Annotated in this window: 22 protein-coding genes; 10 read left to right on the top strand and 12 right to left on the bottom strand. The window is 58.7% G+C overall.

Translation table 11 applies throughout. The annotated features are described in order from the left end of the window. Positions 1-37: 37 nt before the first annotated feature. Positions 38-1327, top strand: a complete 1290-nt coding sequence (locus AB4O40_RS02340) for a hypothetical protein (RefSeq protein ID WP_056724629.1) — start codon at positions 38-40, stop codon at positions 1325-1327. Between the two features lie 53 nt (positions 1328-1380). Here AB4O40_RS02340 and AB4O40_RS02335 read toward each other — a convergent pair whose 3' ends face one another. Then, the gene (locus AB4O40_RS02335; RefSeq protein ID WP_056724627.1) at positions 1381-2706 is read right to left on the bottom strand and encodes a sigma-54 dependent transcriptional regulator; all 1326 of its coding nucleotides are present in this window, start codon (positions 2704-2706) and stop codon (positions 1381-1383) included. A gap of 342 nt (positions 2707-3048) precedes the next feature. Here AB4O40_RS02335 and AB4O40_RS02330 point away from each other — a divergent pair, with 342 nt between their 5' ends. The 3 genes from AB4O40_RS02330 (at position 3049) to nhaB (ending at position 6472) form a co-directional block, all read left to right on the top strand. Beyond that, positions 3049-3315, top strand: a complete 267-nt coding sequence (locus AB4O40_RS02330; RefSeq protein WP_007970062.1) for a hypothetical protein — start codon at positions 3049-3051, stop codon at positions 3313-3315. 286 nt (positions 3316-3601) lie between these two features. Further along, on the top strand, positions 3602-4891 hold the full coding sequence (locus AB4O40_RS02325) for an NHL repeat-containing protein (protein ID WP_056724625.1): 1290 nt from the start codon (positions 3602-3604) through the stop codon (positions 4889-4891). Positions 4892-4969: 78 nt separating this feature from the next. After that, entirely contained in the window at positions 4970-6472 is a 1503-nt protein-coding gene (gene nhaB, locus AB4O40_RS02320; RefSeq protein ID WP_056724623.1) for a sodium/proton antiporter NhaB, read from the top strand. Positions 6473-6695: 223 nt separating this feature from the next. Here the strand turns inward: nhaB and AB4O40_RS02315 are convergent, their stop codons facing one another. From AB4O40_RS02315 to gnd, 6 genes are all read right to left on the bottom strand, one after another. Beyond that, positions 6696-7928, bottom strand: coding sequence for an MFS transporter (locus tag AB4O40_RS02315; RefSeq protein WP_223540947.1), 1233 nt, complete (start codon positions 7926-7928; stop codon positions 6696-6698). Next, positions 7925-8650, bottom strand: a complete 726-nt coding sequence (locus AB4O40_RS02310; protein ID WP_460056347.1) for a 2OG-Fe dioxygenase family protein — start codon at positions 8648-8650, stop codon at positions 7925-7927. The genes AB4O40_RS02315 and AB4O40_RS02310 overlap by 4 nt, the downstream gene beginning before the upstream one ends. Positions 8651-8654: 4 nt before the next feature. Further along, a complete protein-coding gene (locus AB4O40_RS02305) occupies positions 8655-10022 on the bottom strand; it encodes an ATP-grasp domain-containing protein (protein WP_409079046.1) in 1368 nt (455 codons plus the stop codon). A gap of 30 nt (positions 10023-10052) precedes the next feature. After that, positions 10053-11207: a KamA family radical SAM protein gene (locus AB4O40_RS02300; protein ID WP_056724615.1), complete on the bottom strand. Its 1155-nt coding sequence runs from the start codon at positions 11205-11207 to the stop codon at positions 10053-10055. A 304-nt stretch (positions 11208-11511) separates the two neighbouring features. Beyond that, positions 11512-13026, bottom strand: a complete 1515-nt coding sequence (gene zwf / locus AB4O40_RS02295) for a glucose-6-phosphate dehydrogenase (RefSeq protein ID WP_056724613.1) — start codon at positions 13024-13026, stop codon at positions 11512-11514. Beyond that, on the bottom strand, positions 13023-14003 hold the full coding sequence (gene gnd, locus AB4O40_RS02290; protein ID WP_414914413.1) for a phosphogluconate dehydrogenase (NAD(+)-dependent, decarboxylating): 981 nt from the start codon (positions 14001-14003) through the stop codon (positions 13023-13025). The genes zwf and gnd overlap by 4 nt, the downstream gene beginning before the upstream one ends. Positions 14004-14275: 272 nt before the next feature. On the opposite strand from gnd, the gene AB4O40_RS02285 reads away from it, so the two are divergent. The 3 genes from AB4O40_RS02285 (at position 14276) to AB4O40_RS02275 (ending at position 16748) form a co-directional block, all read left to right on the top strand. Further along, positions 14276-14458, top strand: coding sequence for a DUF6026 family protein (locus tag AB4O40_RS02285; RefSeq protein WP_046042083.1), 183 nt, complete (start codon positions 14276-14278; stop codon positions 14456-14458). A gap of 198 nt (positions 14459-14656) precedes the next feature. Next, positions 14657-16393: a phosphoethanolamine transferase CptA gene (locus AB4O40_RS02280; RefSeq protein ID WP_409079048.1), complete on the top strand. Its 1737-nt coding sequence runs from the start codon at positions 14657-14659 to the stop codon at positions 16391-16393. A 145-nt stretch (positions 16394-16538) separates the two neighbouring features. Next, positions 16539-16748 (top strand): hypothetical protein, encoded by a 210-nt coding sequence (locus tag AB4O40_RS02275; RefSeq protein ID WP_008053741.1) that lies wholly within the window; start codon positions 16539-16541, stop codon positions 16746-16748. 60 nt (positions 16749-16808) lie between these two features. On the opposite strand, the gene AB4O40_RS02270 is transcribed toward AB4O40_RS02275, so the two are convergent. From AB4O40_RS02270 to zapE, 3 genes are all read right to left on the bottom strand, one after another. Continuing rightward, positions 16809-17300, bottom strand: a complete 492-nt coding sequence (locus tag AB4O40_RS02270; RefSeq protein ID WP_223540939.1) for a GNAT family N-acetyltransferase — start codon at positions 17298-17300, stop codon at positions 16809-16811. Positions 17301-17416: 116 nt separating this feature from the next. Then, entirely contained in the window at positions 17417-17998 is a 582-nt protein-coding gene (locus AB4O40_RS02265; protein ID WP_460056353.1) for a DinB family protein, read from the bottom strand. 26 nt (positions 17999-18024) lie between these two features. Continuing rightward, positions 18025-19143 (bottom strand): cell division protein ZapE, encoded by a 1119-nt coding sequence (gene zapE / locus AB4O40_RS02260; protein WP_056724604.1) that lies wholly within the window; start codon positions 19141-19143, stop codon positions 18025-18027. Between the two features lie 159 nt (positions 19144-19302). Between zapE and AB4O40_RS02255 the strand changes: the two genes are divergently transcribed. Continuing rightward, on the top strand, positions 19303-20355 hold the full coding sequence (locus tag AB4O40_RS02255) for an aldo/keto reductase (RefSeq protein ID WP_223540938.1): 1053 nt from the start codon (positions 19303-19305) through the stop codon (positions 20353-20355). Positions 20356-20423: 68 nt separating this feature from the next. Here AB4O40_RS02255 and speB read toward each other — a convergent pair whose 3' ends face one another. Both speB and AB4O40_RS02245 read right to left on the bottom strand, forming a co-directional pair. Further along, the gene (speB, locus tag AB4O40_RS02250; RefSeq protein WP_223540937.1) at positions 20424-21383 is read right to left on the bottom strand and encodes an agmatinase; all 960 of its coding nucleotides are present in this window, start codon (positions 21381-21383) and stop codon (positions 20424-20426) included. 20 nt (positions 21384-21403) lie between these two features. Then, entirely contained in the window at positions 21404-22495 is a 1092-nt protein-coding gene (locus tag AB4O40_RS02245) for a polyamine ABC transporter substrate-binding protein (protein WP_223540936.1), read from the bottom strand. 101 nt (positions 22496-22596) lie between these two features. Here AB4O40_RS02245 and AB4O40_RS02240 point away from each other — a divergent pair, with 101 nt between their 5' ends. Then, entirely contained in the window at positions 22597-23490 is an 894-nt protein-coding gene (locus tag AB4O40_RS02240) for a LysR family transcriptional regulator (RefSeq protein ID WP_056724594.1), read from the top strand. 164 nt (positions 23491-23654) lie between these two features. Beyond that, positions 23655-24761, top strand: coding sequence for an enoyl-CoA hydratase/isomerase family protein (locus tag AB4O40_RS02235; RefSeq protein ID WP_056724591.1), 1107 nt, complete (start codon positions 23655-23657; stop codon positions 24759-24761).

Raw genomic sequence — 24761 nt, 5'->3', positions numbered from 1 at the left:
AGTCTGGACCATTAGGCACAAATGGACGGCTTATTCCATGTACCGATCAGTATCACTGCTAGCAGTTGCATGCTTGAGTGCTCTACTCCCGGCGGCGATGTTGCAGGCAGCACCTGACCCGGAACTGGAGGCTCTTAAACAAGAGCTCCTGGAGTTGAAGCAACGATACGAAGTACAGCAAAAAGCCCTGGCGGTTCTCGAACAACGGGTCCGCCAGGTCGAAGAGCAGCCCGCTTCGCCCCCACCCAAACGCCTGGCCAAGTCCCCAGCGGACCTCAAGGGCAATCCAGGAGTCGGCACCGCCTCGGGGGGCGTCGCCGGGGGCAGCGGCAGCTCTTATGGACAATCGCTGGCCAATGACTCACAACCGGCACAAAGTGTTTCGAACCTGTATGACGAAGCCAGCGGGTTCTTCGGCGGTGGCAAGTTCAGCGTCGAAACGGGGATAACCTACTCCCGATACGATACCCGCCAACTGGTCCTCAACGGTTTTCTCGCCCTGGACTCGATCTTCCTGGGCGCCATCAACCTGGACCGGATCAAGGCCGACACCTGGACGCTTGACCTCACCGGCCGTTACAACTTCAACAATCGCTGGCAGTTCGACCTGAACGTGCCGGTGGTCTACCGTGAGTCCACGTATCAGTCCGGTGGCGGCAATAGCGGCTCCGCAAACGTCACGACCGAAGATACCGTCAAGCAAGACCCGACCATAGGTGATGTCAACTTCGGTATCGCCTACAAATTCCTCGACGAATCGGCCAACACCCCGGATGCCGTGATGACCTTGCGCGTCAAGGCGCCTACCGGCAAAGACCCGTTCGGCATCAAGCTGGTTCGGGTGGCCGATAACTCAAACCTGGCCGTGCCTGAATCCTTGCCTACCGGTAATGGCGTCTGGTCGATCACGCCAGGGATCTCGCTGGTCAAGACGTTCGATCCGGCAGTGTTGTTCGGCAGCCTGTCCTACACCTACAACCTGGAAGAGTCTTTCGACGACATCAGCTCCAACCCGGCGCTCAAGACACCGGGCAAAGTTCGCATTGGCGACAGCTTCCAGATTGGCGCCGGTATTGCGTTCGCCTTGAACGAAAAGATGAGCATGTCGTTCTCGGTCTCTGACCTGGTGCAACGCAAAAGCAAGCTCAAGGAAGATGGCGGGGATTGGCAGTCGGTGGTCTCCAGCGATGCCAACGCCGGTTACTTCAACATCGGCATGACCATTGCGGCCACCGACAACCTGACCATCGTGCCCAACCTGTCCATCGGCATGACGGACGATGCCCCGGACTTCCAGTTCAGCCTGAAACTCCCTTACTACTTCTGACCCGAACAAAAAACCGCTGCAATTGCAACGGGTTTTGGGTTTCCCACCGGGATTCAGCGAATCTGGTGCTTGTGCAACAACCGGTAGAAGGTCGGACGCGACACACCCAGTACTTTGGCCGCGACACTCAGATTATCGCTGTGGCGATTCAATACATCGCACAACGCCTGGCGTTCGGCCCGGGACTTGTATTCTTCGAGGGTACCCATCGGTGCGGCGATTGCATGCTGACTGATCAATCCCAGATCTCGGGCCTCAATCTGCCGGCCTTCGGCCAACACCAGGCCGCGACGGACGCGGTTGGCCAGTTCGCGAACATTGCCTGGCCAGTCGTGCTTGCCCATGGCAATCAGTGCGTCGTCGCTGAAACTGCGTGGGCGGCGCCCGGTTTCATGGCTGTAGAAATGGGAAAAGTGGTTGGCCAGCACCGCCAGGTCGCCATGGCGCTCGCGCAGCGGAACAGTCGCCACTTGCAGTACGTTCAAGCGGTAATACAAGTCTTCGCGAAAGCGTTTTTTCTCGATGGCGGCTTCAAGGTCGACGTTCGTCGCCGCCAGAACCCGCACATCCACAGGAATCGGCTGACTGCCGCCGACCCGCTCGATATGTTTTTCCTGGAGGAACCGCAACAGGTTGGCCTGCAACTCCAGCGGCAGGTCACCGATCTCGTCGAGAAACAGAGTGCCACCGTTGGCGGCTTCTATCCGTCCGACCTTGCGTTGGTGCGCGCCGGTAAATGCGCCTTTTTCATGGCCAAACAGCTCGGACTGGATCAAGTGTTCGGGGATCGCCCCACAATTGATCGCGATAAAGGGTTTGCTGTGACGTTGGGACAGACGATGCAGGGTTCGTGCGACCAGTTCCTTGCCAGTGCCGCTTTCACCGCGAATCAACACCGGAGATTCGGTCGGAGCCAGTTTGCTCAACAGTTTTCGCAGTTCACGGACAGGTTTGCTGTCGCCCAGCAATTCGTGCTCGGGCTGGTCAACATGGACCGTACCCTGCCCACGCAACCGCGCCATGCCAAACGCCCGGCCCAGCGTTACCTGAACCCGGGACACATCGAACGGCAAGGTATGAAAGTCAAAAAACCACTCACAGACGAAGTCGCCGACATTTTGCAGTCGCAGTACTTCCTGGTTGAGTACGGCTATCCACTCGGTACCGCTGCGGCTGATCAACGCCTTGACAGCCTCCGGGTGCTCAAGGTGAAAAGGCTGCAAGCGCAGCAAGCCCACGTCGCAGGTTCGGTCAGCGGCGTTCTCCAGCGTGCAGCTGTCAACGTCCCAACCGATATCGCGCAACCCAGGGATCAGGCGATAGCAATCGTCACAGGGGTCCACCACTAGCAAACGTCGTAAGGCAGGCGCGTCGCTCATGACTGTTCCTTGGCGCCAAATTTGCGAAAATTTATTAAAAACAGTCATTTGGCAGACCTGACTGTAACATTAGCAAGAATTTGACAGGGCCTTGTACTGTTTGACTATAGGAGGGCCATAAAACCAGTTATAAGTTGCGATTATGTTAGTCACCTAACGACTCTTTCCTTTCATTCAGCTTTCAATGTCAGGCTCATTCTTGATTATGTGAAATAAAGTGGAAAAATCTTTTGATTGTGTGTGACCCAAACCCCGGTTGCGGGCATCAGTACAAGTAACCAGCTGAACGGTAAGCCCAACCGTCGGCCTGTCACTTGATTGGGCATAGAGAGAGAAGACCCTATGAACGCCCCGCTCCGTATCAACGAAGCACTTCTGATTGCCGACCGCGCATTCAAACCTTTCAAGTGCGTGGCCTGGGCCCCACAAGACGGTAACGGTGAACTCAGCCTGACCGTTATCGACCGCACCAGCACCAGCATTGGCCGCAAGCAGATCCCAAGCAGCGCCTATTCCGATCCTGCGCAACTCGAACTACTGCTGGAACAGGCTCGCGCCGAATTGAGCGAGGAAGGTTACACACTGCAGTCGTGGTCGATGCCGCACTGATCGTTTTGCGGATTACTCCGGAGTAATCCGCGCCCTTTTCCTGTCTTTGGTTCGCAGGTCTTTTTGGCCACGCACACTACTTGACACTGTTTAATTCGAACTTCGCTTGCGCCTGATACATTGCAGGCTCGCCATTGGTTCGAAAAGACACTGTTGTGGCACACAGCGACCCTCCGTCTGTTAGTTCTTACCGTTGTGCATCCCTTCATTCAGGGATTGAATATTCTCCTTATAAGGTCGCCACCCAAACTTCTGGATCATGACGACTCGCAAGGAGATGCGGTGCATGTCAAGCCACTCCGCTTTTGCCTACCCCGCCACCCGGAACACCGCCGGGGCCCTCGACACGTCGTTTGCCGCCAACGGCAAAACCCAGGTCTATTTCGCCGACAGCCTTTTCAGCCTGGCCAATGGCATTGCGATAGATGCCCAAGGTCGCTTGCTGGTGGCCGCAAAAGTCGGCATGGCCGATGGTATCCGCTTTGGCCTGGCCCGCTTGCTCGCGGATGGTTGCGCAGACCTGACGTTCGGCAAACAAGGCAGTGTCATCGGGCAATTCGAACCGGGGTTCGAAGCCATGGCCACCAAGGTCCTGATCCTGCCCGACGGCAATATCCTGCTGGCCGGCCTGCAATACGAAAACGCACACCGCACGCTCCCGGCCCTGGCATTACTGGATCAGGATGGTCGCCTGGTACAAGGCTTTGGCGATAATGGCCGCTGTGTCGTGCGATTGCCTGGCGATCTGTCCCTGGGGATGCGCGATAAATGGCTGCCTCCCGGTGTGCCGGGCGCAGAAGCCTGCGATGTGGCCGTACAGCAAGACGGCCGGATCCTGATCCTGGCCAACCATCACTTCGAACTGGCCGATCACGTCGGTATGTTGATACGACTGGATGTCGAAGGCTCGCTGGACTGTTCGTTCAATGGCCGCGGCTTCGTGATGGTCAGACACCTGCTGATGAATACCTGGCTCGGTAGCCTGACGATACAACGCGATGGCCGAATCCTGGTCGGAGGATCGATCAATTTCCCCGAGGAAGGCTTGCTGGCCCGCTATCACCCGGACGGGCGCCTCGACGACCGTTTCGCCGTGGATGGATTCATGACCTTCAAGGCGCAAGGACGTGGCGCCCGGGTCAGCCGGGTGGTCCAGCAAAACGAGGGCGAAATCCTGTGTTTTGGCTGCAGTCGCGAGCCGATGCACTGCCTGACATTTAAAATGCACAGCAACGGACGACCCGACAGTCATTGCAATGGAGGACACCCGCAGCGGCGGGAAATCGGTTACAGCGGATGCCAGTGGACCGCCGCGCAGTTACAGCCTGATGGCAGTGTGCTCACGGCGGGCGCTACCATCGGCGGTGTCGAAGCAGACTTCATTCTCGGGCGATGCCTGCCCAACGGCCTTCCCGATCGCCGTTTTGGCAAAGGCAGCGGCTATACGCGTACCCGCCTCGGCCCCAGCCTGGATACCGCCACCTGTGTCGCCGCGCAAGCCGATGGCAACATCGTCGTGGGAGGCTATTCGCTGCACGGAAACTACAAGGCGATCATCGCTCGATTCCAGGGATAACCACCGGCATTTTTCCTTCGCTTGATCTTCTGGCGCGCTTGCGGCAAGTTGCGCGCTTCTCAAGACAAGGAGCAGCCGATGTCCGGTTCAATGGCCCAGGCGTTCGCGCACAACTTTCTCGGGCACTCGCCCCGTTGGTACAAGGCCTGCATCGTCGGCTTTCTGATTCTCAATGCCCTGGTGCTGTGGACCGCAGGCCCGGTGGCTGCAGGCTGGCTGATGGTGCTGGAGTTCATCTTCACCCTGGCCATGGCGCTCAAATGCTATCCGCTGATGCCCGGCGGCCTGCTGATGATTGAAGCCCTGCTGCTGAAGATGACCACGCCCCAGGCGCTGTATGACGAGTTGCTGCATAACTTCCCGGTGATCCTGCTGCTGATGTTCATGGTGGCCGGTATCTATTTCATGAAGGACCTGTTGCTGTACCTGTTCTCGCGCCTGCTGCTCGGGGTCCGCTCCAAGGCCCTGCTGGCCCTGATGTTCTGCTTTCTGTCGGCCTTTCTGTCGGCGTTCCTCGATGCCTTGACCGTGACCGCCGTGATCATCAGTGCCGCCGTAGGCTTTTACTCGGTGTATCACCGCGTCGCCTCGGGTAACGATCCGCGCCAGGACAGCGAGTTCAGCGACGACCAACATCTGCCGACCCTGCATCAGGGCGATCTGGAACAGTTCCGCGCCTTCCTGCGTAGCCTGCTGATGCACGGCGCCGTCGGCACCGCGCTGGGCGGTGTTTGTACGCTGGTCGGCGAACCGCAGAACCTGCTGATCGGCCATGAAATGGGCTGGCACTTCACCGAGTTCTTTACCCGGGTTGCGCCGGTATCACTGCCGGTACTGGTTGCCGGGCTGACAACCTGCGTCCTGCTGGAAAAGCTGCGCTGGTTCGGATACGGCACGCTGCTGCCGGATAACGTCCGTGCGGTGCTGGCCAACTACGCCGCCGAAGACAATGCCGAGCGCACCACGCGCCAACGCGCAGCGCTTCTGGTGCAAGGCTTTGCCGCATTGATTCTGATTGCCGGGCTGGCGTTCCACATTGCCGAAGTGGGTTTGATCGGCTTGATGGTGATCGTGTTGATCACCGCCTTTACCGGCATCACCGACGAGCACCGCCTGGGCACAGCGTTCAAGGACGCCATGCCGTTCACCTCATTGCTGGTGGTGTTTTTCGCCGTGGTCGCGGTGATCCACGACCAGCAACTGTTCGCCCCGCTGATCCACTGGGTGCTGACGCTGCCGGCAGACCAGCAACCGGGCATGCTGTTCATCGCCAACGGCCTGCTGTCCGCCATCAGCGACAACGTGTTCGTGGCAACCATCTACATCACCGAAGTGAAGCGCGCGTTCATGGCGGGCGAGATGACCCGCGAACATTTCGAAACCCTGGCCATCGCGATCAATACCGGCACCAACCTGCCGAGCGTGGCGACGCCTAACGGCCAGGCAGCGTTCCTGTTCCTGCTGACCTCGGCGATTGCCCCGCTGGTGCGCCTGTCCTATGGGCGAATGGTCTGGATGGCGTTGCCGTACACCCTGGTGATGGGCTTGCTCGGGTGGTACGCGGTGAGTTACTGGCTGTAACCCCGGAACGAACTTTGGGAGGAAGGTGCTCGTGGCCGCGGAAGACGAGGGAGCGATTCCTCACTAGTAAATGCTCGATCTAACACCCTAATGGTTTTCCGCTCGGGGTACCATTCACCCCAACTAGAACTGATCCCAGAGAGCAAATCATTTATACAATGCCTGGCTCTCTGAGGTGTGCCGCCAGTTGGGCCACCCACTAAATACATCCCCTTCGTTGAACTCAATATTTCCTCCATGCGCCAACGTCGATCGGCAGTTTTTTCATCCATAGCCCCATGACGACCAGTGCGGTTAAAGGTAAGCCATGGAATAAAACAATCACTTGGGCCGGGGTCCACGCCAAATAGAATGGTCCTACCACCAGCATCCCCACTCCGAAGCCGGCCATCTGAATCAGTGTCAATAAACTGAACAGCGGCAGACGCAAGCTATCGGGCTCACTTTGCGCGCGGGAGATCAAGGCCACCTCAGATAAACCATCCCCTATGCCGGCCCACACGACCAACACCAGTGCCAGCCACAACTCGGTTTGTTGAAAGGTCAGAATAAAGCCGCTGGACATCAGCGCCACACCTATCATGAATAAGAGTTCCATGCTTTGCGTGCGACGGTCTTTCAAAACCGCACTGGCCAGGCGCGCACCGACGAACTTGCCACAGGCCCAGACCGCCAGCAGATAACCCATCACCGTTTTTGCCGTGTCCGGCGAAATGTACTGGGACAGCACAGGCCAACCGACGTTATGGGCAGCGCTACCGAGGGTATCGAGCATGCTGATCAGCAACATGGCGGCCAGCACTGGCGCGCCGCGCAGTCCTTTCCTCAGTTCGTGCCACTCAGCAGAGAGCCCCCGATGCGCAACAATGGCTACTGAATACAACGCGCGCAACGGCAGGATCAGACTGGCGGCCACGACATAGGTGCCGATGTTGACGGTAAACACCGCTTCAAATCCCCCTGTTGCGATCAGCAACCCTGACAGCAAACTGCCAAAGACCGCACCGGTGGCTGCGGCAGAGGTGATCCACGCATTGGTACTCACCCGCTGTTCAAGCGCTACCCAGGTGGGTAACTGACTGTTAAGGCCAATGGCAAACAGCGAATTGCACAAGCCGATCCCAAAGGCGATGAAGGGTAGGATGCTCAGCTGATGTGTCGGTATCAGCACTAGCAGGGGCGTCAATAATAGCGCCCTGGCCAAATCCAGCCCGGCCAACGCGCCACGCCCCGCAAAGCGCCGGAAAAACGAAATGCCAAACAGGCTGGCGACAATCCCGCCGATGACGCGGCACGCCAGGAAGATACTGACGAACACCACGCTTTCGCTGAGCCAGTAAACGTAGGTGGACAGCGCCACCATGTTGAGGAACGCGCCAAAATCCGAAACGCCTCTGGCAAAGATGATCAGGTGCGCGTTTCGGGTCGAGCGCGCCAACTGCGGATCGTGGCTCATGAAAGCTGTGCCTCTACGTCAGGTGGCAGGCTGCGAAGGTTCACCAGCAATAAATCGCGCCAGGCCGGCGCCGAATCGGCCTGCGGGCGCACATCGCTGGCCCGGTGGTAAATCCTACGGTCGTTGATCACGATGGTTTCGAGAAATTGCTCCATCGCCAGGTTCAATACCCGACTTTGCTCCGTTTCACTGGCAAAGACCTCCGAGACCACCGGCACTGTATTGCACTCGCCAATGAAGTGCATAAATACCCAGTCCAAGCCATCCTGGTGAATCCCCGAGGTGGTCGGACTGCTGGAATGCGCATCAGCCCTGACCCGAAACTGGTGGATATCAATCGTATAAGTCTGCTTTCCGAGGTGCGGGCCGATCACCGCAAGGTCCGTGGCCAGTAGTTTCTGCATGAGCGAATGCTTGATAAAGCCATCCTCGCAATAGCTCAAGTGATTCACGCCCTTGCGATACTTGATGGCATAGGTCACGGATGATTTGAACTCCGCATTCCTGTCGAGCCGCAGCTGCCGCGAAGGCAACAAACGATAGCGCAGGATGCGGCGTTTACGGTGGGTGTACTCCTTGAACGCCTCGTCTTGCACCAGGTTTGACCAGTACGCTCGAAAGCTCTCCTCTTCACCCGGCTCAATCGGGATTAACTCCCGAAAGTCCCGGACGTGGCAGTAGTGATGCTCGCGCAAATGCGCCGAAATCTGTGAGATGTCCATAACGCTATCCTGCAACCGGGTTATCGAGGATGACACGCAGGTTTTGCCTGATCGCATCATGCAGGGCATGGGCGTGTTCGGCATCGTCGACCTTGGTCCAGCACTTGAGCAAGTAGTGCTCTTCGATATCCGCATCGATATAGCTACCGGCTTCCTGCTGGGCATATTCCAGCACACACTCGTTATCATCCAGGTAGTGCATGCCTTCAATGCCCTTGAAATAGCCGCTGTGTTCCGGATAGATCGCCAACATCGAGTAGCTTTGCCCTGCGTCGGCGATCTTTTGCGCTCCAGCATCGAGCTGGGCGTTTATCCCCGGCCCGCCCAGCAGCAACGAGATATACAACTGATAAGGATTGATGGCGGCCAGATCACGGAAGGCTGCGTTGACGTAGAGACCACCCAAGCGCGGGTTGATCTCAATGACCACAGGCCCCTCATCGGTCATCCGAAACTCGAAATGCACCACTGCATTGGTCAGGCCAACCGCGCGCAGGCAATCCACGGCGTATTGGCGAATCTGCTCACACTGGTCCTCAGTAAAGGACGTCGGTGGCGAAATCAGCAGGTTTTCGAGTACGGTGCCATTGCGCTCTGTCAGCATCAATTTTTCGTTGATCAGCAGCGGATGGATCAACTTGCCGACAATCGCACATTCCACACTACCTTCAATGCCTGAGATATAGCCCTCCAGCAGCATGCTGCGCCCTGGAATATTCTCGTGCTGCCGCCCGTTTTCGTCAGGTAGGGTGTGCGCGCAGCCATAGAAATCCGAGCAAGCGGCAGTGCCGTGATTACTGAGAAAATGCGCGTAATGGCTGTGCAACTCTTCCCAGCTGGAACACTTCTTGATAAACACAGAAGCACCGCCAAAGGGGGGTTTGGCAATGAGCGGATAACCTACTCGATCGGCACCCTCCTTGAGGGCTTGTTCATTATTGCAAAGTGCGAACGGCACGGAGCGAAGCTCATGCTTATCCAGTACTCGACGCATCAGGAACTTGTTATTGCAGGCGGCAATGGCCTCAGGGCAGCTGTAAACCAGGCCGAGCCGCTTACAGGCCCGTGCAACAATACAACCCACCTCCCCTTGAGCAGACGGATGCCCTGCGTGGCAGAAAATCGCGCGAATGTTGTACTGCCCATCAAGTTGGCCAACCAGTTTCAAAATTGATACTTCGCTTAACGTATCAAGCAGGAAAACTTCATCACTATCATCCCGAAGTCGTTGCAGGTGATGACGCCCCAACACACCCGCCGTCAAACAAAGTAAACCTTGTTCGCGGGCAGCCGCAAAGTGCGGCTCACGATAACTATAGCGAACAGAAGTACTGTCATCGACATCAATAAAAATAATTGCATCTCGTTTCATGATGGATACTACCTGATTCGGTAAATGGATTCACGCGTCGTGCCAACTGCACCATTGCCCTTCCCAGTTACGGAACCGGTAATGGCGCTGCCCATCGAGAACTTCAAAATGCGGTAAATTTTCAGGTTTCTCAAAATCCAACAAGGGCACGGTGAATTTGCCTTGTGCGTGCGGTAGAACATATTCGGGCATGGCAATGTTGGATACACGCCGCTTAAGGCGATCCATAATGGCGATGACCTGGCTGATTGATGCCTTGTATTCCGATGCGCCCGGTGAGAACGGCATGAAGTGGTACAAGTAATATGGTTTTACACCCAAGCGATAAAGATCGATAAACAGTTTATGTAATGTTTTTTCATCGTCATTCACTCCACACAACAATGGCATGTTAGAGAAGACAATCGGCACCACACTCTGAATACGTTTAACCGCGGCGGCAAAGTCAGCACTCAGTTCAAGCGGGTGGCATACATGCACACCAAAGGCGTTGACGTTGTACTTTTCCAGCATTGCGACCAGTTCATCGGTGATGCGAAACGGGTTAAAGCTTAGGGCTCGCGAATGAATACGGATAAGCAGGTCGTTGCTGATTGAGCGCAACGTCGCCAGGTTCTCTTCTAGCCTGCGGTCAGCCAACATCAAGGGATCGCCACCGCTGAGAATCACCTCTTCAATGGCAGGGTTGTCGCGCACATACTCCACCGATTCCAGGAATGAGTTGGTATTGGCATTGGCTTTCTCGGTATCGACCTGCAAGGTACGCAAGGCTTCAAAGCAGAACTGGCAATACGCATTGCAGGTATTAGTCATCCGCAAGATGACGCGATTATCGTACTTGTGTTGGCAGATAGGAGTCTTCATCTCATGATGCAGCTCCCAATTCTCCGAAGTGCCGTCGTAGTCACCCGGCACATGTTCATTCCAGTAGGGCACCACCTGTTTCCACAGTGGATGTTCCGTCACCGGGCCGCTATCGAGCGAGCGCATGATCAGATCAATATAGTAGGGTGTAATTTGCATCTTACGGTCTTGCAAGTTTCGCTCAATATGAGCGGTGATATCTTCACTCCAGCCGCCGCATGCCACGCGAAGTGCAAGTTCATCACGCACGGCATTCTTCTGCTGCCAGCGCCAGTCTTTCCACTGGCCCGCACCATGAATATTTCGTTCGAAGATCGACATCTATTCAGCGCCTCTGTTAATCATGCACGAGATAACAATGAGGCTAACAAAAATTACTTGCGACGCAGGTGAACATCTATTTCTGAGTGCTACGTAGCCGACGGGCTAAGGTATTTGAGCAGAATACTAAACATCATCGGGCGCATGCAGGTGGAAGGCGTACTGATCCAAATAGATTAGTTGTTTTTTTCATGGCAACGGTCTCCGGTGGGGTCCCCTGTGAAAGCTTAGTGGGCGAACACAGGGGACAGCGGGGTAGCCATTTCATTAGTTTTTTGCATGACTCAATGAGACTGACGCTCGCTCATCCGAGACGGTGCCAGACGCGGCAGTCACGGGTGAGCAATTCTTCGCCGGCCTTGGGGCCGTTTTCCCCGGCGGCATATTGCTGCACGGTGGAATCCTGCTGCCAGGCATCCAGGAACGGTTGCACCGCGCGCCAACCATTTTCGATGTTGTCGGCGCGCTGGAACAGCGTCTGGTCGCCCGTCAGGCAATCGTAGATCAGGGTCTCGTAGCCGGTGGACGGCTGCATCTCGAAGAAGTCCTTGTAGGCGAACCCCAGCTCGATGTTGTCCATTTTCAGGGCCTGACCGGGACGCTTGGCCAGCAGGTCGAACCACATGCCTTCGTTCGGCTGGATCTGAATGCGCAGATAGGTCGGCTGCAGCTCATCGACCTCAGTATCGCGGAACTGTGCATAGGGCGCCGGCTTGAAACAGATCACGATCTCGGTGTCACGCACGCTCATGCGCTTGCCGGTGCGCAGGTAGAACGGCACGCCGACCCAGCGCCAGTTATCGATCATGACCTTGAGGGCCACATAGGTTTCGGTATTGCTGTCGGGGGCGACGTTGTTTTCCTCGCGGTAGCCCGGCAGTGCATTGCCGTCGATCTCACCCGCGGCGTATTGGCCGCGCACCGAGTTGGCGCGGGCCTCCTCCACCGTCCAGGGACGGATCGCGCCAACGACCTTGGCTTTCTCGCCGCGCACCGCATCGGCACCAAACGCCGCGGGCGGTTCCATCGCCACCATCGCCAGCAACTGGAACAGGTGATTGGGCACCATGTCCCGCAGTGCGCCGGTGTGCTCGTAGAAACTGCCACGGGTTTCCACGCCGACGGTTTCCGCGGCGGTGATCTGCACGTGGTCGATGTAGTGATTGTTCCAGAACGCTTCGAACAGGCTATTGGAGAACCGGCTGACCAGGATGTTCTGCACGGTCTCCTTGCCCAGGTAATGGTCAATGCGATAGATCTGCTTTTCCGTCATCACCTTGAGCAGGCAAGCGTTCAAGGCTTCGGCCGTATGCAGGTCGGAGCCGAAGGGTTTTTCGATCACCACCCTTCTGAAGGCCTCGGGGGTTTCTTCCAGCAAGCCGGCCGAACCGAGGCGACGCGCCACTTCACTGAAGAAACGCGGTGCGGTGGCCAGATAGAACACCGCATTGCCGGTACCACTGTCGGCGATTTTCGCCGCCAGTGCTTGATAAGTGCTGTCGTCCAGGAAATCGCCCTGGACGTAGCTGATGCCTTTGGCGAGTCTGGACCAGACCGCTGGATCAAGGGTGTGGTCACCCTTGCCAGCCATCTCGTTTCGAATGAATTCTTCGAGCTTTTGCGCAAAGCCTTCATCGCTGATGGCGTTGTGGTCAACGCCGATGATCCGCAGTCCATCCCCGAGTAACCCGTTGCGCTTGAGGTTATACAACGCCGGTACCAACAGACGCTTGACCAGGTCACCGTGGGCGCCAAACAGAAACAGCGTGGTCGGCGGCGCGGGTTCAGCCTTGGATTTTCTGCGGATCGCGTGGGTCATTTTTTCGAGGTCTCCACGTGGCCGCCGAAGCCGAAGCGCTGGGCCGAGAGAACCTTGTCGCCAAAGGTACCTTGCCCACGGGAACGGTAGCGGGAGAACAGCGAGTTCGACAGCACCGGCACCGGCACCGCTTGCTCCATGGCAGCTTCGATGGTCCATTGACCTTCACCGCTGTCGGCCACGGACCCGGAGAAACCGTCAAGTTTCGGATCGCTGGCCAGGGCGTCGGCTGTCAGGTCCAGCAACCACGAGGACACCACGCTGCCACGGCGCCACACTTCGGCGATATCGGCGACGTTCAGGTCAAAACGCTGGTCTTGCGGCAGGCTCTCGCTGTTTTTGGTCTTGAGGATGTCGAAGCCTTCTGCAAACGCCTGCATCATCCCGTATTCGATGCCGTTGTGGATCATCTTCACGAAGTGCCCGGCACCAGCGGGACCGGCGTGAATGTAACCACGCTCGGCACGATCGTCGTCGGACTTGCGGTCCTTGGTGCGCGGGATGTCGCCCATGCCCGGGGCCAGGGTTGCGAACAGCGGGTCGAGGCGTTTAACGGTCTCGGCATCACCGCCGATCATCATGCAGTAACCGCGTTCCAGGCCCCAGACGCCGCCGGACGTACCGACGTCGATGTAGTGCAGGCCTTTTTCCGACAGGGTCTTCGCCCGGCGGATATCGTCCTTATAGAAGGTGTTGCCGCCGTCGATGATGGTGTCGCCGGCTTCGAGCAAGGTGCTCAGGGTGTCGATAGTTTCTTCGGTCGGCGCGCCGGCCGGCAGCATGACCCAGACCGCACGCGGTTTGGCCAGGCCAGCGACCAGTGCTGGCAGGTCGGTGACGCCGGTGGAGCCCTCTGTGGCCAGGGCTTCGACAAAGGCGGTATTGCGGTCATAAACAACGGTGGTGTGCCCGTTGAGCATCAGGCGCCGCGCAATATTGCCGCCCATGCGGCCCAGTCCAATAATCCCGAGTTGCATGTGCTGATGCTCCCTACTACAAATAAAAGTGTGTCAAAGGTTATAGCCCAACGCGACTCATGAGGTTAGTCCAGAGCGTTGGCGTGAAGTTTCCGGGCATTGTGCCCGATCCTGATGGTTAACGTCGGGAATCAAACCGAAGACACAACGACCATGAAAAATAAAAAAGTTCCCTTTGGGGGCAAAAGAAATCAAAATTGGCGCCGATAGTAGGTCAGCCCCGGATTTCGAGGCGTACCTACAGTTGAGACACGCCATTTGCGAGGTGAGCAATGGGCACAGTACATACCGCACTGCCAGCACAAACCCTTTACGTCACAATCCGTCGCGATGAATTGCGCCAGTTGAAAGACGAACGCGATCAGTTGAAGCAGGAACTGGCACACTTGCGGCTGTTGCTGCAAACCGGCCAGACGCAGCCCCTGGCTGTGACGCAACGCGCCCCACTCGCCTGACCCCCTCCTTTCAAGCGGGAGCAGTCTGCACTGCTTCCGCACCGGCTCACGCCCTGCCGCCTTTGGCATCTCACAAAATTTTCACAATTGCCCCACGATAATTACTCGTTTAGGTCGCCCGATTCCGCGCGGCCATCGTTCGTCGTCCGCGATATCCAAGTCCCGGCGGTGGTAGTGAATTCTCGGCTGGAGCGCTGAATGTCTTGGTTTAAACGCAGTAAAACCACTGCGGCAGGTTTCGATTGGGCCGGATTCGTCTGGCTGTTTGTATTCTTCTGGTACTTTTCCGGCATTACCCAACTATTGATCCAGCTGACTGGCACCTCCGGCTTTACCGGGTTCCGCCAGGCCTTCGTCATGAGCGCCATCTGGCTGGCGCCGATGTTGCTGTTCCCCCGGCACACCCGTGTCATGGCTGCCGTGATCGGCGTCGTGCTGTGGGCCTGCTCCATGGCGAGCCTGGGCTATTTCTTCATCTATCAGCAGGAATTTTCCCAGAGCGTCATCTTCATCATGTTCGAGTCGAACGTGGCTGAAGCCGGCGAGTACATGACCCAGTACTTTGCCTGGTGGATGGTCCCGGCGTTCCTGGCCCACAGCGCTTTTTCCTGGTTCCTGTGGACACGCCTGCGCCCGGTGTACCTGTCCCGTGGCAAGGCGCTGGTCGCGGCAACAGCCCTCCTGTTCGCCGTGGTCGCCTATCCGCTGATCAAGCAGACCCAGCGCACCGGCAGTTTCGCCGCCGGTTTCGAGAAGTTCGAAACCCGCATCGAACCCGCGGTGCCATGGCAGATGGCCGTGGCCTATCACCGATACCTCGACACCCTGGCCGGAATGCAGGACATGCTGGAAAGCGCCAGCAAGATTCCACCGCTGCACAACCTCAAGGACGCCATGGCCAACACGCCTGCTACCCTGGTACTGGTGATCGGCGAGTCCACCAATCGCCAGCGCATGAGCCTGTACGGCTATCCCCGGCCAACCACGCCGGAACTGGACAAGCTCAAGGATCAACTGGACGTTTTCGACAACGTCATCACCCCGCGCCCCTATACCATTGAGGCGCTGCAGCAGGTCCTGACCTTCGCCGATGAAGAAAACCCCGACCTGTACCTGTCGACGCCATCGCTGGTCAGCATGATGAAACAGGCGGGTTACAAGACGTTCTGGATCACCAACCAACAGACCATGACCAAGCGCAACACCATGCTCACGACCTTCTCTGAACAGGCCGACGAGCAGGTGTACCTGAACAACAACCGCAACCAGAACGCTGCCCAGTACGATGGCGACGTGATCGAGCCGTTCAACAAGGCCCTGGCCGACGGGGCACCGCGCAAACTCATCGTCGTGCATTTGCTCGGCACGCACATGAGCTACCAGTACCGCTACCCGTCGACCTTCGACAAATTCCAGGACCGCGAAGGCGTACCTGCCGGTATTCGCGATGACCAGTTGCCGACGTACAATAGCTACGACAACGCCGTGCTGTACAACGACTTCGTGGTGTCCAGCCTGATCAAGGACTACGCCCGGACCGATCCCAACGGTTTCCTGCTGTACCTGTCCGACCATGGCGAAGACGTGTTCGATTCCGTGGGCCACGCCACCCTGGGGCGCAACGAGAACAAGCCGACTGCACCGATGTACACCATTCCGTTCATGGCCTGGGCTTCGCCGAAATGGCGCGCAGCCCATGACTGGAACCTCGCCGGTGATCTCTCGCGGCCTTACAGCAGCTCGCACCTGATTCACACCTGGGCGGACCTGGCAGGCCTGAGCTTCGACGAACTCGATCGCAGCAAGAGCCTGGTCAGCGACAGCTTCAAGGCCCGGCCATTGATGATCGGCAACCCGTATGAGCGTGAGCAACGGGCGTTGATCGACTTCAGCCTGATGAAGCCCAGGACGCCACCGGCTGTCGTCCAGCAGTAATCCTTTCAGGGGCCGCTTCCGGCCCCTTTTTTCATGCTGGTGAAGTTGATTCCCATTTAACCGAATCGGCGGATAATGCCATTTCGACACTGCTTCATTGATTCATGGACGAAAGGCATCCGACATCTGTAGTGGGAGGCAAACCATGAAACGCACCGCAATGATTCTCGCCGGCCTGATGGCCTTGGGCTCAACCAGCGCTTTTGCCGAAGGTGGAGCCGAACGCATGCGCTATTACTACGAAAGCCTGCGACTGGCCCAGCAAGAAGCCCTCGGCCACCCTATCCAAAGCACCGAACTGCGGGTTCCGGACGATCAAACCGCACAAATGACTGAAACCTACAGACCAAAATGATCCTGGGTCGCACAAGACTGTCGGGCGTCCTGATGGACGCCCTTTTTTTGGCCTGTCGAATCAGAGACTCTTGGTCCAGAACAGCATCCGCCCATGGGCAGGGTCGAACATGCCGGGAGCGAAACCGGCTTTTTCATAGGCCCCCTGGGCCACCGCGTTGCCTTCCAGCACCTCCAGGGTGAGCTTGCAGCAGCCGCGCTGACGGGCAATATCCTCGACCTTTTGCAGCATTTTCTGGCTCAAGCCCAGGCTGCGAAATTTTTTCACCACCGCCACATCGTGCACATTGACCAACGGCCGGCAGGCGAAGGTCGAGAACCCCTCGAAGCAATTGACCAGCCCGGCCGGCTCGCCACCGACAAAGGCCAGCACACTGAAAGCGTGGGGACGCCGGGCAAGCTCTGCCGGAAGTTGCTCCAGTACATTGGCCGGTAATGGCTGGCCGCCCCCCATCGGGTCCTCGGCGTAGTGGTTCAACACCAGACAAATAGCCTCGGCATGCACCGGATTGGTGTAACTGGCCTGAAGCACAAGAATTTCTGCGGAGTCCATTTCCATCCTCGATCACACATGAAGTAGCCCCCAGCATGCAGTCACGCTGAAGTGCCGGCAGACCATAGCGCGAGCACCGTGGTACCGACAATCGCAACCGAGAAAATCTTTGGCGTTCAAGCGCCCCAGATCAACGCCTCCGTCCACCCCAACTCGGCGAAATCCTCGGCCCGCAAGTGCGACTCACCGGCGCAGAAAAACTCGTCGAGTTGCGGTGGCTGGACCGAGGTGCCGCTGAGCATGGCGTGAACCTGGCCGCGGTGATGGATCTGGTGTTCAAACAAGTGGGACAGCAGGCGCAAGCGACTGTCGTGTTGCGGGGTGTCACGGGCGATGGTCACGATTTTGCCGAGGTCGGCGTCACGCATCTGCTCGCAATAGGCGATCAGCCGGCGGTCGACGTGGGCCTGTTCGCCAACCAGATCCGTTGCCATGAGGCAGGGCTCGTCTTCCTTGAAAAACACCCGGCAATCGGGATGCGGATCGTCGCCGCGCAGTTCGCGCTCCAGGGCGTCCACGTAAAACCAGTCACAGGTGAGGATGTGGTTGAGGGTGGCGCGGATCGTCGGGAAGAAGCTGACCCGGGGTGCGCTCAGTTCCTGCGGGCTCAACTGACGCCAGGCCTTGGACAGTCGGTGATTGGCCCAGGCGTTCTGATAGGCCATGGTCAGCAAATGGTGCGCCAGGGGCTGATTCATCTTCGCTGCTCCCGATCAAATCCCGATCAAACTTCGGCAAACCGCTGCAGTTGCATTTCCTGCAATCGACTGAGGGTGCGGCGGAACGGGAATTCCAGATAACCCTCGGTGTAAAGTGACGCCATGGGCACTTGCGCTTCAAGGTACAGCGGCACCTTGCGGTCGTAGCATTCGTCCACCAGGGCAATGAACCGTCGCACACCGTCGTCATGCACCGACAACTGCGGCAACTCGCGATCCCCCGCGTCCACCCGCTCGACACCGTCCTCGGTGCCCCGGGCAATGCGCCCGGCGCGTTTCTGTGCGCTGAGGTTGGGCACGTCACTCAACAGAATAGCGCCGTAGGTATCGCACAGGGCGATGAAATCCATGGCGGCGAAGGGTTGCTCGCACAGCGCGGCGTAACGGGTCCAGAGCACGCTCGGGCTGGCCTTGACCACCTCAAGGGTGCGGTAACCGACCTGGATCGATTCGCTCGATACTGACTGGCCGACGCTCAACACCTGGAACACTTCAACCAGCGCGCCAGGCCTGCCGGGCTCGGCCACCCAGTAGCGTTGCGAACCGGCCCCCGGATGCAGGCGATGGTCTTCCCCACCATCCACCGCAATCACCTGCATGTGCTGCTTGATCGCCGCGATGGCGGGCATGAAACGGTCGCGATTGAAGCCGTCGGCGTACAACTGGTCCGGCGGCAGATTGGACGTGCAGACCACTACCACGCCCTGTTCGAACATCACCTGGAACAGGCGCCCGAGAATGATCGCATCGCCGATGTCGTTGACGAACAGTTCGTCGAAACACAGCACCCGCACTTCTTCGGCCAGCTCACGGGCCAGTGCCTTGAGCGGGTCGGCGGTGCCGGTCAGTTGAAACGAGCGCTGGTGCACCCAACCCATGAAGTGGTGAAAGTGCTGGCGCCGCGCCGGTACCCGCAGGCTTTGGTAGAACTGGTCCATCAACCAGGTCTTGCCCCGCCCCACCGGCCCCCACAGGTACACGCCGGAAATGGGCGCGCGGCCTTCGTGCAAGGCCTCGTGGCATTTTTGCAGGGCCCACACGGCATGTTCCTGGGCCTCGTCCTGGACGAAGCCCTTTTGCTCGATGGCATGCTGCCAGGCGCTTAAGGGGGAATCGATAGTCATGGGCGGCAGTATGCCATTGCGCACGGATAACGCGACCAGTGATCGGCGATTTTATGCCGGGAGGAAAAGCGCCTTGACCAATTAGATTACCAGCATCATATTTAATACATGTTTCATGTAATCTATTAAGCCTTGTCGTCACCCCTCTGGAGTCATCCCATGCATTACAAAGTTTTCGGTCGTAAAACCGGCTTGCGTGTTTCCGAACTGGCGCTGGGCGCCGGTAACTTCGGTACCGGTTGGGGGCATGGCGCCGAGCGTGACGAAGCCATACGGATTTTTGATGGCTACCTGGAAGCCGGCGGCAACTTCATCGATACCGCCAATGGCTATCAGGGCGGGCAGTCCGAAGCCATGCTCAGCGAATTCATCGCCGCAGAACGGGATCGCCTGGTCATCGCCACCAAATACACCCTGGGGACTACGCCGGCGGCCGGCATTTCCCACACTGGCAACAGCCGCAAGAATATGGTGCGTGCCGTCGAAGAAAGCCTCAAACGGCTGAAGACCGAGCATATCGACCTGTTCTGGGCGCACATGAGTGACGGTGTCACGCCGATGGAAGAGATCCTGCGCGGCTTCGACGATCTGGTCAGTGCCGGCAAGATTCATTATGCCGGGCTGTCGAACTTCCCCGCGTGGCGCATCGCCCGCGCCGACCTGCTGGCCGAGGTGCGTGGCTTTGCGCCGATTGCTGCGATCCAGGTCGAGTACAGCCTCGCCGAACGCAGCGCCGAGCGTGAACAACTGCCGATGGCCGAAGCACTGGGTCTGGCCGCGACCCTGTGGTCGCCGCTGGGTGGCGGCTTCCTGACTGGCAAATATCGCAACAGTGAGGGCGACAATCGCGCGAACAAGCTCGGCGTGCTGATTCACGCCGAAAAAAGCGCCCGGGAAACCGCCCTGCTCGACACCTTGATCGATGTCGCCGCAGAACTGGGCGCCAGCCCGACCCACGTGGCCATCGCCTGGTTGCGGGAAAAGTCCCGGCGCTCGACCACGGCGCTGATTCCGATCCTCGGCTCCCGGACCCGTGAACAGTTGGATGCGACGTTGGGCGCGCTGAATGTGCAGTTGAGCACCGAGCAACTGGCGCGACTGGACGGCGTCAGTGACGTGGCCAAGGGCGTGCCGCACGAATCCATTGCCGGTTCGTCCGCGCGGTTCAGCGGTGGCCAGGTCCTCGATCTGCCGATCGTTCCAGTGGCCTGACACAAATCATAATTGTGGGAGCGGCGGTGCGGCGATCCGACTTGCCCGCTCCCACATTGGGTTTTGTATTACTTATCAACCTTATGTCTGGCCGCATACAGACACAGCATCTCCATCGCCAGCGTCGCCGCCGCCAATGACGTGATTTCCGCGCTGTCATAGGCCGGGGCCACTTCCACCACGTCCATGCCCACCAGGTTGATCCCGCGCAGACCACCGAGAATCTCCAGCGCCTGAACCGTGCTCAAGCCGCCGCACACCGGTGTTCCGGTGCCCGGAGCGAACGCCGGATCGAGGCAGTCGATGTCGAAGGTCAGGTACACCGGGTTGTCGCCGACCCGCGCCCGAATCGCCTCGACAATCGCTTCGCAGCCACGTCGATGCACCTGCCGCGCGTCGAGCACTTGAAAACCCTGGTGATCGTCGTTGGTGGTGCGCAAGCCGATTTGCACCGAGCGCGACGGATCCACCAGTCCTTCTTTGGCTGCGTGCCAGAACATGGTGCCGTGGTCGATGCGCTTGCCCTCTTCGTCCGGCCAGGTGTCACTGTGGGCGTCGAAGTGGATCAGCGACAGCGCCCCGTGCTTGCGAGCATGGGCCTTGAGCAGCGGATAGGTGATGAAATGGTCGCCGCCAAAGGTCAGCATTGCCGTGCCAGCATTGAGGATGTGCTCGGCGTGGGCCTCGATCATTTCCGGCGTCGACTGCGGCGAGCCGTAATCGAAATCGCAATCGCCGTAGTCGATGACCGCCAGGTGATCGAACGGATCAAACGTCCACGGCCAGTGGCGTTCCCAGGCGATGCCGGCAGAGGCTGCACGAATGCCCCGTGGTCCGAAGCGGGCGCCGGGGCGGTTGCTGGTCGCGGTGTCGAACGGCACGCCACTGACCGCCACATCTATGCCGCGCAGGTCGCGACTGTAGCGCCGGCGCATGAAACTGGTGATACCGGCGTAGGTACTTTCGGCGGCCGTGCCGTAAAGGCTGTCACGGGTAAGGGCTTGATCGTTCTGCATCGGGACGTCCATTGAAGGCTCCTTCTCTTTTCTTATTGGCGGCTACGGAAAGTGGTCCACAGGCGGGTGCGCTGGCGCATGTCCTTGAGGTTCATGCTGCGGTCGGCGTACAGCCGCTCCCGCACGTCGGCCAACGGGTAGATGTCCGGATCGGTGCGCACCGCTTCATCCACCAGCGGCGTGGCGGCCTGGTTGGCGGTGGCGAAGAACAAGGTGTTGGTCAGTGCCGCGACGGACTCGGGGCGCAACATGAACTCGATAAAGGCGCGGGCGGCTTCGGGGTGCGGCGCGTCCTTGGGAATCGCCAGGTTGTCCTGCCACACGAGGGTGCCTTCCCGGGGAATCCGGTAGGCGACTTCATAGGGTTTGTTGGCCTTGCGTGCCTGGTCGGCGGCCATGCTCGCGTCGCCGTTGTAGGTCAGCGCCAGGCACACGCTGCCATTGGCCAGGTCGCTGATCTGCCGCCCGGTGGCAACGTACAGCACATTCGGCTGCAACTGATGCAGCAACGCCTCGGCGGCTGACAGATCATTCTTGTCCGTGCTGTAGGGATCTTTACCCAGGTAATGCAACGCCAGTCCGATTACCTCCTGGGGCGAGTCGAGAATGGCGATGCCGCAGTCTTTCAACTTGCTCGCGTACTCGGGTTTGAACAGCAGGTCCAGGCTGTTGAGCGGCGCATCCGGCAAGCGCTGCCTGAGCGCCTCGACGTTCATGCCCAAACCCAGGGTGCCCCAGGTGTAAGGCACGCCGTAACGGTTGCCCGGATCGACAGCGGCGAGTTTTTCCAGCAAGTCAGGATCGAGGTTGGCGTAACCCTTGAGTCCTTCGTGGGGAATCGGTTTCAACGCCCCGGCCGCAAGCCCCCGGGCCAGTACGCTGGAGGACGGCACCACCACGTCATAACCGCTGCCGCCGGTGAGCAACTTGGTCTCCAGTACTTCCGAAGAGTCGAAGGTGTCATAGCGCACATGGATACCCGTCTCCTGCTCGAACCGTTGCAGGGTTTCGGGGGCCACGTAATCGGCCCAACTGTACAGATTGACCACCTTGTCTTCGGCCTGGGCCGATGCGGCCATGGCAAGGAACAGCGCGGGTAAACACAGCTTGAGCATGGGAGCCATGACGAACACCTGACCAGAGGAAGTGGTGGCAGGATGCGTCGTCGGATACATTGGTAAAATATCAAGTTAATTAACCTGACTTTATGACGGAGTAATGTTTGATGCTCGGCCAACTCCACGATCTGGATCTGCAATTGTTGCGTCTGTTTGTCAGCGTGGTGGAGTGCGGCGGCTTCAGCGCCGCCCAGGGCGAGTTGGGGTTGAGCCAGTCGAGCATCAGCCAGCAAATGGCCAAACTGGAAACCCGCCTGGGCTATCGGCTATGCAGTCGCGGCAAGGGCGGGTTCAGGGTCACGCCCAAGGGTGAACAGCTGCTCAACGCCACCCGTGGATTGTTCCAGTCCATCGAAACCTTCCGTCATCAATCCAACGGCGTGGCCGGGCGCTTGATCGGCGAAGTGCGCTTGGGCCTGTCCGAAGCCCTGGATCAATCGGTGCTGCAACGGGTGGCCGAGGCGATCCGGCGCTTCCGTGAGCGGGACGAGTCCGTGCGCATCGAACTGATCAGCGCCATGCCTGGTGAAATGGAGCGTTTGCTGCTGCAACAGCGGCTGGACCTGGCCATCGGCTATTTCTCGCAAGTGCAAAGCGCGTTTGACTACCGCCAGTTGTTCATTGAAACCCAGCATCTGTATTGCGCCCCCGGCCATCCGCTGTTCACCAACCCGGCCCCAAATGATCAGGATCTGCAGGCCTGCGACCGGGTCGATCACCCCTACCGTTTCCTGCGCAGCGACGAACCCTTCCAGGGCAAGTTGTGTTCGGCGCGCTCGGAACAAGTCGAAGGCACCCTCGCCTTCATCCTTTCCGGCAAGCATGTCGGTTACTTGCCCAGCCACTTCGCCCGTGGCTGGGAGGACAAGGGTTTGCTCAGGGCCGTGCGCCGAAGCGACATGAGTTTCGATGTCGCGTTTCATCTGGCCCGGCACCGCGCGCAGGTGGCCGGCGAGGCGCAGAAGGCGTTCGAAGAGGATCTGCTCGCAGCGTTTGCCTGAAATCGCCTTGGTCTACGCTGTAACAATACCGGACACAAACATGCAAAAATGCACAGACAACCTGCACTTATCCGGGTTGTACAAGGCAAATTTGCGCTGATACGATCCGCCATCGCTCGCGCGCGAGCATCTCGATAAAGAACAATAAAAGCAGGGAGTTAGTGATGACTGCTCAGGTTTTTTCTCCCGGGACCCAGTCCATGGATGCCATGCAAAACGAAGTGCTGGCCGAGGTTCGCAACCACATTGGTCACCTGACCCTCAACCGCCCCGCCGGCCTCAATGCCCTCACCCTGGACATGGTGCGCAATCTGCACCGCCAGCTCGACGCCTGGGCCCAGGATCCGCACGTCCATGCCGTGGTCTTGCGCGGTGCCGGGGAAAAAGCCTTCTGCGCCGGCGGCGACATTCGCTCGCTGCATGACAGTTTCAAAAGCGGCGACACCCTGCACGAAGATTTCTTCGTCGAGGAATACGCCCTCGACCTCGCGATCCACCACTACCGCAAACCGGTGCTGGCCCTGATGGACGGTTTTGTCCTCGGCGGCGGCATGGGCCTGGTGCAAGGCGCAGACCTGCGCGTGGTCACCGAGAAAAGCCGCCTGGCCATGCCGGAAGTCGGCATCGGCTACTTCCCGGACGTCGGCGGCAGTTACTTCCTGCCACGCATCCCCGGTGAACTGGGGATTTACCTCGGCGTCAGCGGCGTACAGATTCGCGCCGCCGATGCGCTGTATTGCGGGCTGGCCGACTGGTACCTCGAAAGCGACAAGCTGGGCACGCTGGACGAAAAACTCGATCAGCTCGAATGGCACGACACGCCGCTCAAGGACCTGCAAGGCCTGCTGGCGAGATACGCCGTGCAGCAACTGCCCGATGCACCATTGGCGGCTTTGCGCCCGGCCATCGACCACTTCTTCGCCCAAGCCGACGTGCCGAGTATTGTGGAGCAACTGCGTCAGGTAACGGTCGCCGACAGCCATGAGTGGGCCGTCACCACCGCCAACCTGCTGGAAACCCGCTCGCCGCTGGCCATGGCCGTGACCCTGGAAATGCTCCGTCGCGGACGCGAGCTGCCGCTGGAACAATGTTTTGCCCTGGAGCTGCACCTGGACCGCCAGTGGTTCGAGCGCGGCGACCTGATCGAAGGCGTGCGCGCCTTGCTGATCGACAAAGACAAGACACCGCACTGGAACCCGCCCACCCTCCAGGCGCTGGACGCCGAACACGTGGCGAGCTTCTTCAGCGAGTTTGACCAGAGCGAGAGCTGA

Source organism: Pseudomonas sp. S2_F07, from assembly GCF_054668325.1.
The sequence above is the reverse complement of the archived record's forward strand: the minus strand, read 5'-3'. Positions and strand labels throughout refer to the sequence as shown.